Raw genomic sequence first — 12530 nt, forward strand, 5'->3', positions numbered from 1 at the left:
TTGCAGGAATGACGCCAGCCGGATAGAGCGGTGATCCCTTATCCCCTTGTGTGAGAAGGGAAGATTGCGCCCAGCCGCCCTTCGACCTTTCCCCTTATCGAACTCTCCAATTCCTCCACCGACACCAGCCGCTCATGGTCGCCCACGCGTACCCGCATGAATGGATGCAGCCGGTGGGCGGCGATCCTGCCGCGCGTATCGGCATCGGCACTCACATCGACGACGAAAATCCCGCCGATCCGCCCCGGCCATGGCTGGCGGGCAAAAGCGGTGCCAAGGAAATCGCCGAGCCCATAGGCGACGATCGCGTCGCCGATCCGCTCCACCGGCTGCACGACATGCGCGTGATGGCCGGCGATCAGCCCTACGCCCTGCCCGGCCAGCCGCCGCGCCAGCGCCCGTGTTCCGGCACGCGGAAAATGCCGAAATTCCCAATCCCAATGCGGCACGGCGCAGAGGAGGTCGAAACGATCGCGCGGCCAGCCTGTCGGGTCGCTGTCCATCGACACGCGACCGGCAAACAAGCTCTCGTCGGCGTTGCGCCACAGCGTGAAAGCAGCGAAGCCGACATCCAGGGGCCCGACTTTGATCGACCGAACCGGACCATTGGCGGCTAGGCCGATGGTGCGGATATCGAGCCGCTTCAACGCGGCCACCGTCACGTCGAAACCGGCGACGCCCTGGTCGAACACATGATTATTGGCCAGTGACAGCACCAGTTTTTCGCGCCCGATGCCGACCGCCGCCAGCGCCTCGACCAGAAAGCGTTCGCTCATCGCATGATGCGTGCCGAGTTTGGTTCCCAGTAACGCGCTCGGCCTGTCGACAACAGGGCTTTCACAATTGCCGATGACCAGGTCGGCCGTGCCCAGCAGGGCCTTGATCGCCGGATCGCAGTCGGGCGCGCTCCGGTTGGCGACCGCCGAGATGTCGCCGATGAAGGCCAGCCGCACCGTCCGTCTCGGTGGCCGGTCCATCAGCGTCCCCGATGCCGGCGCAAACCCGGTGGCGTCACCGACGAGCGACGGTTTCAGGAAATGCGGCAGCCAGGACAGTTTATAGGAGAGCGGATAGTTCGACACGGCGCGCCCAATCGTTTGCCTTGTCTAGACTGTCCAGCGGGCTGGTTGAAGCCGTCGGCAATCAACGATGTGGACAGCGTGTCGGCGCCGACAGGCGCGACATCGTAAATCTGTGTATGGTCGCTGGCGACAAATGGGAGGGAAAAATGACGCGAATAGCAAGCCTGCTGGGATCGGCTTTCATTCTGCTCGTGCCACTGTCGTCCGCATCGGCCGCCATGCCGGAAGCGGCAACCGCCTTGTTCGAGGCAAAAACCGTAGCCGCGCGCGACGCCGCGCTGTCTATCCTGGAAGCGGCCGCGCCGAAAGATCCGGCGTCCGCCTATGCCGCCGGCGCCGGCGAGTTCTTCACGGCGCTGGAATTGCTGGCCAGCGGCCTGCACCGCCATGGTTTCGAAAGCCCGCAATCCTTCATGCTGCCACTGATGCAGCTGCCCGTGCCGCCCAATCCCAAACCCGAGCCGCTGACCTATGAAAAGTTCCGCGCCATACTGGTCGCGTTCCGCGACCGGCTGGGAAAATCCGCCGCGACACTGGGTTCGGTGCCGGCCGATGCCGATATCGGCATGGTCATCGACCTCACCCATGTCGGTATCGACCTCAACGAGGACGGCACGATCGCGCCGGATGAAAGCATGGCGGCGATCATGGCCGCGCTGTCGCATGGCGGCATGGCGCCGGACGGCGCCGCACCGGCGCTCACTTTCCGCTTCGATCGCGCCGACGGCTATTGGCTGCAGGGCTATGCCGAGTTCCTGATGGCGCAGGCCGATTTCTGGCTGGCGCATGATTTCAGGGGCACGTTCGACGGCTCGTTCCACATGCTTTTTCCGCGCGCCAAGCTGCCGTTGCAGGACATCCTCGTGCCGCCGCCAAGTGAGATGGGCTCGAGCATCTTCTCCTCGGAATGGCGCATCGCCGATTTCATCTCGATGGTGCACATGATCAACTGGCCGGTGATCGAGCCGGAGCGTCGCAAGGCGGCGCGCCAGGAGCTGCTCGAAATGATCCGGCTGTCGCGCGAGGACTGGAAGGCGATCCGCGCCGAGACCGATAATGACCGCGAATGGCTGCCCGGCCCGCAGCAGAAGGGCGAAAACCCGCTCACTGGCCTCGAAGTCGGCGAGGAGCAGGTCCAGGCCTGGCTCGCCACCTTGACCATGGCCGAGGATCTGCTCGAAGGCCGCGCGCTGCTGCCGCATTTCCGCATCACCGGCAAGGGCATCAACATGAAGCGCTTCTTCGACGAGCCAAAACCCTTCGACCTCGTGCTGTCGATCACCGGTCCCGGCATCGCCCCTTACCTCGAAACCGGCAATATCCTGACCAGCGAGGATTTCGATCAGATCCAGCGCCAGTTCGGCGGCGGCGGGTTCTTGACGTTCGCGCTATGGTTCAACTGAGCGGCGCCCTAGGCTGATGCAGGTGCCTCAGCGCGCGAACTCGCTCATCCGGGCCAGCAGCCACTGCAGTGGATTGCCGACAAAGGCCCGCGTGACGAAGCTGTCGTGCGCAGCGTCCGATGCAAGCAGGGCGACAGTGCCGGCTTCGAGGCGGCGCGGTGGATCGGAACTGGCATCTATACCGTGGCCCGCCAGCAACCGCCTGATCTCGGCATTGCCGGAGGCCGATGATTTGCCATAGGCGCTGACGAAGAAACTCTTCCTGTGATGCGCGATCCAGTCGGCGAAGATGCCGGCCTCGTCGAAGACGGCGTCGAGCAGGATGACCCCGAGCAGGCGTCCGCCGATGTCACCATTCCCGAGCACGGAAGCGGCCGGATTGTAGCCGCCGCTGTAGGCGACCATCACCACCGGCATGGCCTCGAATTTTGCCGCCTTGGCGCCGGTCAGCTTGGCCAGGCCTTGCGCCGCCTCGGCCATGAACTTGGCAAAATAGCCTGGTGTCCAGAAATTGCCGGCGCTGGAATCCTGCGCGTCGCGGGCAAATTGCGGCGCCACCAGCACGGCGTTGAGGCCTGAAGCCTCGACCTGCGCGACGACCCGCTGGCGCCCGACCACGTCGCGCTGCAAGGTCGCGCCATTGCCGTGGAAGAACACCACGATGACAGCAGGCCTGGCGGGATCGAACCCTTTGGGAATCGCGAGCAGCGTCGAGCGATCGGAATAGGTCTCGTCTTCCCAATAGATTCCCCCGCGCGGCGAGGTGTGACCGTGGCGGCCGTTCGCATCGACGTCGAGAAACGGCCCGGAGCCGTCGGGCAGCTTGCCCCGGTACGGAAACGGTGACGCCTTGAACGGCACGATGGTCGAGACCGCCTTGTGCAAGCGCGCGCCCTGGCTTACCGCCGGAAACGCCGCCGTGGCCAGCAGTCCGGCGACGATGGCGCGCCGGTCCGGCATCAGGCGGGCACCACCCGGAGAGCGGGCGCCTTCGATGGCAGGAGCACGGCAAAGAACGCCGGGATGGCAACGACATAGGCCATCGCTGCCCATTGCAGCACGGCACTGAGCCCGAAGCTGGTGGCGACGATCGGCACGGCGGCCGAGCCGATGACCGAGAAACAGCCATTGATGCCCCAGGCCCAGACGAACAGATGCTCCTTGCCCAGCCGCGCCAGCCAGGTCATCGCGGTGGCCATCGGCATGCCCATCAGGAAGGCCGGCGGCGACACCAGCAGGAAGCAGAGCAGCAGCCGCACGGCATAGGGATAGGCGCCGATCCGGTCGAGCACGGGCGATAGATAGAACCCGTAGGCCAGCAGCAGCACGCAGACCGTCAGCAGCACAACCGGCAGCAGCGTCCTGGCGCGGTCGAAGATGCGCTCGGCGAACAGGCTGCCGAGGCCGGAGAACACCAGCATCGAGGAGATCAGCACCGAGGCCGAGACGGTCGGGTTGGCCAGCGCCACGGTAAAACGGCTGATCAGCCCGACCTCGACCATGATGTAGCCGAGACCGAGGCAGGCGAAATAAAGGATGGTGCCGAGCTTGCCGCGCGAGCGTGAGAACACGATGCGCCAGCCGAAGATGACCGGCAGCAGCACCAGCGATGCCGCCGTGATGCAGGCAATGCCGAGCGTCGCCCAGATCAGGAGATAGCCCCAGTCGTCCTGGAACAGGTCGAGCCGGTCGAGCGTGCGCGGCAGGTCGGCGACCTTCACATAGGCGGCGAAATAGGGTTGGTCGTTGCTCAGCGCACGCGCGTCGAAGACATAATCGTTGGCGAGCTTTTCCCAGCCGCCGGTCAAAAGCGCGTGCCAGGTCATGCGCTGCAACGCGGTCGCAGGCAGCACCTGCGGACCGGCATCGGCACCGGCATCCGCACAAGCATCGAGTGTCGGATCGGCAGGCGCCGTCGGGTCGCAGTCAGGATTTGCAGGCGCTGACGCATCGGCGGGCTGGGTCAGCGTCGCGTCCTGTCCGCTGCCGAAGATCGAGGCGCGGTAATCATCGAGTACCTTTTGCGCCCCCGAGCCGTCATAAACTATTCCTGGATAGTAGACCTCCTCCCAGGACATCGATTTGGTGTAGTCGCGCAGCGTCTTGATTTCGGCCTCGGTGAAGCCGCCGCGCTTGAACAGCACGGTCGTGGTGGAGAGATAGCTCGACACGGCGAAGATATCGTTGGCGGCACCTTGGCGGTCGAAGGTTCTGGCCGCTTCGGCGACGGTCGAATAGAGCTTGAGCACCGATTTCGGCGGCTCTTCCTTGTTCCACAAGGTGATCGACAGCACGCCGCCATCGGCAAGCGCGTGCATGTAGCTCAGCATCGCCTCACGCGTGTAGGCATATTTCTCCGAAATGGCGAAGCCGCCGGGATTGGACAGGCCGACGCTGTCGGCGAGGCTGAGGTCGATGACGTCGTAGCGCTCTGCCGTGTTGGCGAGGAACAGGCGCCCGTCATAGTCGATCACCTTGATCCGCGGCTCGGCCAGAATATTGCCGGTGACGTCCCTGAGCACGGAATCGCGAAACGCCCGCAACGTCATCGGGTTGCTTTCGGCGACGGTCACCGATGTCGAACCGGCATTGAGCGCCGCTTGGGTGGAGATGCCGCCGCCGAACTGCACGACGAATGTCTTGGGCTTCTGCTTGATGACATAGGGATAGTGCATCGGCAGATAGCGGAAATAGACCTGCTCGGCCGGCGCCAAGTTGCGCATGATGCCTTCCGGCCCGTCGCCGTCGCGATACATGCCGACATAGGTGTTGGCCGGAACCTCGGGCATGCCGAAAGCGGCGTTGTCGCTCAGGCCCGGCGCGAAGTGCATATAGGAGCTGGCATAGACCTGCAAATCGCCGAACGGCGAGACGCTGCGGTAGATGCGCTTGCCGTCGGGGAAATTACGGGCATAGGCGACACCCTTGTATTGCGAGACGGCGATGTCGGGTATGCCTGTGAGCCCAGGCAGCATGAGGTAGCCGGCGATCGACAGCGCCGCAACCACGGCACCAGCGACAACACTCTTCCAGGCGCCGAACGCGGCGAACCACAAGAGCGAGCCGGCGGCCCACAAAAGCAGCGGCACGACGATGATGGTTTCAGGCGCGAACAGATACAGCGACACCAGCACGACGAGGCCGGCAAGCCCCGAGCCGGTCAGGTCGGCGAAATAGACGCGGCCGAAGGCGGTGCGGCTTTTCAGGAAGACGATGCCGAGGAAGAAGGCGCCGGCCAGGAACGGCAGGAGATAGAGCAGGAAATTGGCGAGCAGCCGCGATTTCTGCTGGGGATCGGAAACTAGGAAGATGGCGTTGAACGGCACCGTCTGGGCGACAAGGTTGGAGCCGACGGCGAGCGGGCCGATCAGCAGCAGGGCCACTGTTGCCGCGCCTTGCCAGTGGCGGTCGAACCAGCCCTTGCCGGCGAAGATGACGACGCTGGACAAGGAGAAACCAAGCATGGCGAGGCTCACCACCAGCGAGCCGAAATGCGACCAGCTGCCCACGGCGAACACCCGCATGACGGCGATCTGCAGGGCGATGATGGCGCCGGCGATCAGCCCGACCGCGAGATAGTGCGCAAGCCGTGGCGCCTCCAGCGGGGCGATGCCTGGTCGAGAGATCGGTACGACGGCTGCCATTCAGGCCCCTTGGTGCGAAATTCGGCAAGGCCGGTGCCGCCGCGCGGCAACTCAGCCGTTATGCGTACCGACGATCTGGTTGCCTTCCAGCTTGGTGAAGGGCACGAAGGGCACCACCTTGCCGTTGTAGATGTCCGAGCGGACGATGTTGAACGTGCCGTCGGCAAGCTGCTGCTTGATCACCTTGAGCACATGCTGGGCGCCCGGCGGACCGACCGGAATGACCATCACGCCGTTGGGCTTGAGCTGCTGCAGGAGGGACGGCGGGATGTGGTCGATGCCACAGGTGACGATGATCTTGTCGAACGGGCCGACGCTCTCCCAGCCATAATAGCCATCGGCATTGCGGCTGGTGACCGAGCCGTATTCGCTGTAGCCGCGCTCGATCAGCCCATCATAGGTGCGGCGGGTGCGCTGCGCCAGAGGATTGATGATCTCGATCGTGTGCACCTTGTCGGTGAGGTTGGCGAGGTAGGCCGACTGGTAGCCCGAGCCGGTGCCGATCTCGAGCACGGCTTCGCCGAACTGCACGTCGATGGACGTCGTCATGCGCCCGACCAGATGCGGGCCTGAAATCGTCACGCCATAACCGATGTCGAGGAAGGCATGATCATAGGCGCGGCCCATATTCTGCGGCAGCACGAACTCCTCGCGCGGCGTCAGCAGGAAGGCGCGCTTGTTGCGGTCGTCCAGCACGTCCTTGTTGTAGACCATGATCTGGAAGCGATCGAACCGCTCCGCCAGCAACTTCGGATCCTCGCCGCGATTGGCCACCATCCAGTCGATGAATGATTTCTTGTCCTTGAACGGCACCTCCGCATTGCGGTCATAGGCAACCGGCACGGCGGCCTTGACGGCGGCCGGAAGAATGGAAAACGCCGCAGCTCCCGCCGACAGCGCCAAGAAGTCTCGACGCTTCATGGAAAAAGCCTCCAAAAGTGGCCTTTGCCACCTAAAACCAAGCACTTGAACGGATTGCACTGCCTCCCAAAACGAGTCAATCGGCCGCCGGGAGGCGATCCTTCAGGCCGAAGAATTGTGGCAGGACGGCAACACTATTTGCAGGCAGCCGGTGGCGTAGCAGCGGCGCGGCCGACGCATGTCGGCGTGCCTCATTGCCGCGGGAATCGCCCGAACCGCCTTTTTGCTAAGACTAGCGAAGGCTGTTTTGCTTGACTCAGCAGGCAAAAACAGGCAGCAAAACAGCCTTGGAAGGGCTGCAATACCGCGTGCATGGTCGTGGACGAGCCTTTTTTCGGCACAAAGTCCACGTCTCTCCATTGGTTTTGAGAGGGATTGGTTAACCAACTTTGTCCATATTTTGAAGCAATCGGCAACTAACGACAGGCGCGGCAAACGCGTCGGGGACCACCTGGGATCACTCACAGAATGGTCGTCGCGGCTATCACAGCCGCGGACGTGGGAGCCGCTTGGAGCAAGATTGGTTGCATGGCGTTCTTGAGTCGTAAAATTGTCGGGGACAGGCGTTGGAGCGGCGAGACCGCTTTCGAAGCGCCACGTGCCTCATCCTTCACCCCTGAACGGGTTGTCCGCTGGGTCGCGGTGCCGGGCGTCAGCGCTGCCGTCGGCCTATGGCTGATCGGCACCATGGCCGGCCTCAGCTCCGTCGGCGCCTCGCTCTCGACGGCGTCGATCGGCCTGCCACAGACGCTGTCCATGCCGGGCACGCTCGCTCTCGCCGATCCGTTGAAACAGCGTTTCCTCAGCTCTGCGGCGCCCTTCGTGACAGCCAATGCCCATGGCGGCGCGCAAGCGCTGCACGACCACGCCGTACAGTGCGGCGCCAGCTGCTTCAAGCTGGCGGCGATAACCTCCAGGGCGGAGAAATCCGGGCGCTTGGTGGTGCAGGCCAAGCCAACGCCGGCGAAGTCGAAATCGCAGCAGCGCTTCGAACTGATGGAAGCGTCGCTGTCGCCGACAAAGCTCGCTGCCGCCTTCGCCGGCGCGGGAAAGCCGGCGGGCACGGCCAGCATCCGTCCCCTGATTTCCAGCCCCGCCCCGCAGATCACCGAGGCGTCCCTCGTGCCGTCCCTACAGGTCATGGCCAGCCTGTCCAATGACATGCCGGCTCCGGCGGCGGAACGTTTCGCCCCCGCCGATACGGGTTCGGTCGTGCAGACCGCAGCGGCGCCGATGGGCTTTGCCCAGTCGGAAACGCCCGACAACGCGCAGTTGGCGCTTGCCCTGGTCGAGTCTCTGCCTGTCGAGGACGAAGCCTTCGCCTCGCCGCTGCCGATGACCGAATCCTCGCCCGACGTCGCGGTTGCGCCGGTCGAGACACAGCAGCAACAGCCGGGCGACGCCGCCTCGCTGCCGGATGCGCTCACCGATGACGTGCCGCTGCCGACCCGCCGCCCGCAATATGACGCGCCGCAGCAGCCCAGGGTGGTGGAAGAGGACAAGCCGGCCGCACAGCCCAAGGCTTTGGAGCAGAAGCCGGCGCCCCAGCCGAAGCCCGTCCAGCAAGCCACGCAGCCGGCCCGGCAAGGCCGGACCCGCGATGGTGGCGACGTGCTGGCCTATGCCAAGCCCGACGTTCCCGCCGGCGGCCTCGGCCAGGCGTTCAAGAACCTGTTCGGCGGCCCGCGCGGCGGCAGTGGCGCAGGCAACGGCGTCGCCGTCTACGACATCAGCGCCGGCACCGTCTACATGCCTGACGGCTCGAGGCTCGAGGCGCATTCGGGCAAAGGCGCCATGGCGGACCAGCCGCGCTATGCCGACCAGAAGAACCGCGGACCGACACCGCCCAACACCTACAATCTGTCGCTGCGCGAGTCGCGCTTTCACGGTGTGGAGGCCTTGCGTCTAACACCGGTCGATGGCCGCAACAAATACAATCGCGACGGCCTGCTGGCCCATACCTACCTGCTTCGGGGCCGCTACGCCCAGTCGAGCGGTTGCGTCGCCTTCAAGGACTATGCGCGCTTCCTCGCCGCCTTCAAGAAGGGCAAGGTCACCCGGCTCGTCGTGGTGCCGCGCCTGAATGGATCGCCGACCCGCGTGGCCGACAACGCGCGTGGCGCTTGACCCCTGCGAGCAGGAAGCGCGCCATACCTGCCCACTCCTGACAGCCTGCTGTCAGGAGCCGCAGCCGGCGGCACGCCTGCCTTCATCGTGCTCTTTCCATTTTCGCCAAGACCTCCCATATTCGGGACATGGCCAAATCCCCCGATAAAAAAACGCTGCCGACGGCGAATGAGGACCGCGCCGCGCCGAAGCGGCGCAGCCCGCTGACCGATTTCCTCGACGCCTCGGAGCCGCTGCACAAGGGCGGCTTCGCCGAGATGCCGCAGGCAGAACTGTCGGGCACGCCGCTGACCGGTTCGATCGCGGATTGGGCCGAGCAGATCGAGCAGGAGGCCGAACGGGAAGGACGCACCACGGGCAAAGGCGGCGGCGCCAAGTCGCCGAAGAAGATACCCGAGCGGTCCGCCGCGCCGGGCCGCACCGCGCGCGGCACCTCGATGGGCGGCGCCGCGTCGGCCCGCGAACGCACGGCAGCCGGCCTTAATCCGGTCGCCGGCCTCGACATCTCGCTGGAAGAAGCCGAGACGATGTCGTCCAGTGGCGTCACCGCCACGGTGGCCGCGCTCTCGGCGCTGATCGAATCCGGCAATCCGCTGCACAAGGACGGCGTGCTGTGGACACCGCACCGCCCTGCCCGGCCGGAGAAATCCGAAGGCGGCATCGCCATCAAGATGGTGTCGGACTTCGAACCGGCGGGCGACCAGCCGACCGCCATCAAGGATTTGGTCGAGGGCGTCGACAACAACGACCGCACCCAGGTGCTGCTCGGCGTCACCGGCTCCGGAAAAACCTTCACCATGGCCAAGGTGATCGAGGAGACGCAGCGGCCCGCTTTGATCCTGGCGCCCAACAAGACGCTGGCCGCGCAGCTCTATTCCGAGTTCAAGAAATTCTTCCCCGACAACGCGGTGGAATATTTCGTCTCCTATTACGATTATTACCAGCCGGAAGCCTATGTTCCGCGCACCGACACCTTCATCGAGAAAGAGTCCTCTATCAACGAGCAGATCGACCGCATGCGCCATTCGGCGACGCGTTCCCTGCTCGAGCGCGACGACGTCATCATCGTCGCCTCGGTGTCCTGCATCTACGGTATCGGCTCGGTCGAGACCTACACGGCGATGACCTTCCAGATGCAGATCGGCGACCGGCTCGATCAGCGCGCCCTGCTCGCCGACCTCGTCGCGCAGCAGTACAAGCGCCAGGACATCAATTTCGTGCGCGGCTCATTCCGCGTGCGTGGCGACACGATCGAAATCTTCCCGGCCCACCTGGAAGACCGCGCCTGGCGCATCTCGATGTTCGGCGATGAGATCGAGGCGATCACCGAGTTCGACCCGCTGACCGGCCAGAAGACGGGCGAGTTGAAGAGCGTCAAGATCTACGCCAACTCACACTATGTGACGCCGCGCCCGACGCTGAACCAGGCGATCAAGTCGATCAAGGAAGAGCTCAAGCACCGCTTGGTCGAGCTCGAGCGCGCCGGCCGGCTGCTGGAGGCACAGCGGCTGGAACAACGCTGCCGCTTCGACCTCGAAATGCTGGAAGCCACCGGCTCCTGCGCCGGCATCGAGAACTATTCGCGCTACCTCACCGGCCGCCAGCCCGGCGATCCGCCACCGACCTTGTTCGAATACATTCCCGACAACGCGCTGGTCTTCATCGACGAAAGCCACGTCACCGTGCCGCAGATCGGCGGCATGTATCGTGGCGACTTCAGGCGAAAAGCGACGCTGGCCGAATATGGCTTCCGCCTGCCCTCCTGCATGGACAACCGGCCGCTTCGCTTTGAGGAATGGGACGCCATGCGGCCGCTCTCGGTCGCCGTTTCGGCGACGCCCGGCGGCTGGGAGATGGAACAGGCCGGCGGCGTCTTTGCCGAGCAGGTCATCCGCCCGACCGGGCTGATCGATCCGCCGGTCGAGGTGCGCCCGGCCAAGAGCCAGGTCGACGACGTCGTCGGCGAAATCCGCGAGACGACCGCCGCCGGCTACCGCACGCTGGTCACCGTGCTGACCAAGCGCATGGCCGAGGATCTGACCGAGTATCTGCACGAGCAGGGCGTGCGCGTTCGCTACATGCACTCCGATATCGACACGCTGGAACGCATCGAGATCCTGCGCGATTTGCGGCTTGGCGCCTTCGACGTGCTGGTCGGCATCAACCTGCTGCGCGAAGGCCTCGACATTCCCGAATGCGGCTTCGTCGCCATTCTCGATGCCGACAAGGAAGGTTTTTTGCGTTCGGAAACCTCGCTGATCCAGACCATCGGCCGCGCCGCCCGCAACGTCGACGGCAAGGTCATCCTCTACGCCGACCAGGTCACCGGCTCGATGGAACGGGCAATGGCCGAGACCAATCGCCGCCGCGAAAAGCAGATGGAATGGAACGCCGCCAACGGCATCACGCCGGAATCGGTCAAGTCGCGCATCTCCGACATTCTGGATTCGGTCTACGAGAAGGACCACGTCCGCGCCGACATCTCGCAGTTCACCGACGGCGCCGGCGCCATGATGGGCAACAATTTCAAGGCCCATCTCGACGCGCTGGACAAGCAGATGCGCGACGCCGCCGCCAATCTCGACTTCGAGAAGGCGGCCCGCATCCGCGACGAGATCAAGCGGCTGCGCGAGAGGGAACTGTCGATCTCCGACGATCCGCTGGCGCGCGAGGTGGAAGGCCAAAGTCCGGCCTCGGGCCGCGAAAAGGGCAAGCACAACAAGGGCGTGGCCAAGCATCGCACGTTGGAGGAACAGGAACGGTTCCGCAAACTCGACCAGGCACGCGCCGCCGAAGAGACGGCCAAGGCCGCCAGGCCCAACCTCTTTCGCAAGCCCGATCTCGACGAGATGGGCGCCGACGGCGCCGTGCCGGTGAAGAAGCCGCTGTTCGCCAAGCCCTCGCTCGACGATATGGGGCCTGGCACCGATATGCCAACACCGTCAGGGGCGGTGTCGCGCTCGCTGTTCAAGAAGCAGTCGGCCGAAGAGGCGCACGGCTCCGATTTCGGCATCCCGGGCGACGCCGCCAAACCGTTGTTTAAGAAGAATTCTCTGGACGAAATGACGGTGCGCCGTACCGAGAAACCGGTAGAGGGAAAAGTGCCGGCGAAGCCACAGCCAATCTCCCCCCTCGTGGGGGAGATGTCCGGCAGGACAGAGGGGGGCGCGAAGGATCGCGGCGACACCGATAAGCCAATCGTCCGTCAGCGCGCCGGCATCGGCTCTTACGAGGACCCAGGCGACGCCCGCCGCGAAAAGCGCCGGCCGGGGAAGACAGGTAGACCGGGACGGTAGCGATCCTTCGCGTCCCCCTTCTGTCCTGCCGGACATCTCCCCCACGAGGGGCGAGAT

General features: G+C 64.7%; 7 protein-coding genes. 3 read left to right on the forward strand and 4 right to left on the reverse strand.

Annotated features, from left to right (window positions below):
- Nucleotides 1-38: 38 nt before the first annotated feature.
- Nucleotides 39-1082, reverse strand: coding sequence for a CapA family protein (locus FJ960_RS05630; RefSeq protein ID WP_140712424.1), 1044 nt, complete (start codon nucleotides 1080-1082; stop codon nucleotides 39-41).
- A 146-nt stretch (nucleotides 1083-1228) separates the two neighbouring features.
- Here FJ960_RS05630 and FJ960_RS05635 point away from each other — a divergent pair, with 146 nt between their 5' ends.
- Nucleotides 1229-2485 carry a hypothetical protein gene (locus tag FJ960_RS05635; RefSeq protein ID WP_140712426.1) on the forward strand — a complete coding sequence of 419 codons (1257 nt, stop codon included), beginning with the start codon at nucleotides 1229-1231 and terminating at the stop codon, nucleotides 2483-2485.
- A 27-nt stretch (nucleotides 2486-2512) separates the two neighbouring features.
- Here the strand turns inward: FJ960_RS05635 and FJ960_RS05640 are convergent, their stop codons facing one another.
- From FJ960_RS05640 to FJ960_RS05650, 3 genes are read right to left on the reverse strand one after another with little or no spacing between them, the layout of a single operon-like run.
- Nucleotides 2513-3445: a hypothetical protein gene (locus FJ960_RS05640; RefSeq protein WP_140712428.1), complete on the reverse strand. Its 933-nt coding sequence runs from the start codon at nucleotides 3443-3445 to the stop codon at nucleotides 2513-2515.
- Nucleotides 3445-6129 (reverse strand): hypothetical protein, encoded by a 2685-nt coding sequence (locus FJ960_RS05645; RefSeq protein ID WP_140712430.1) that lies wholly within the window; start codon nucleotides 6127-6129, stop codon nucleotides 3445-3447. The genes FJ960_RS05640 and FJ960_RS05645 overlap by 1 nt, the downstream gene beginning before the upstream one ends.
- A 51-nt stretch (nucleotides 6130-6180) precedes the next feature.
- On the reverse strand, nucleotides 6181-7050 hold the full coding sequence (locus tag FJ960_RS05650; RefSeq protein ID WP_140712432.1) for a protein-L-isoaspartate O-methyltransferase: 870 nt from the start codon (nucleotides 7048-7050) through the stop codon (nucleotides 6181-6183).
- A 528-nt stretch (nucleotides 7051-7578) separates the two neighbouring features.
- Between FJ960_RS05650 and FJ960_RS05655 the strand changes: the two genes are divergently transcribed.
- A complete protein-coding gene (locus FJ960_RS05655) occupies nucleotides 7579-9177 on the forward strand; it encodes a DUF2778 domain-containing protein (RefSeq protein ID WP_140712434.1) in 1599 nt (532 codons plus the stop codon).
- Between the two features lie 128 nt (nucleotides 9178-9305).
- Nucleotides 9306-12473, forward strand: coding sequence for an excinuclease ABC subunit UvrB (gene uvrB, locus FJ960_RS05660; RefSeq protein ID WP_140712436.1), 3168 nt, complete (start codon nucleotides 9306-9308; stop codon nucleotides 12471-12473).
- Nucleotides 12474-12530: the final 57 nt, after the last annotated feature.

It is taken from the genome of Mesorhizobium sp. B2-3-11, from assembly GCF_006442215.1.
In the GTDB taxonomy this organism is placed as follows: Bacteria; Pseudomonadota; Alphaproteobacteria; order Rhizobiales; family Rhizobiaceae; genus Mesorhizobium; species Mesorhizobium salmacidum.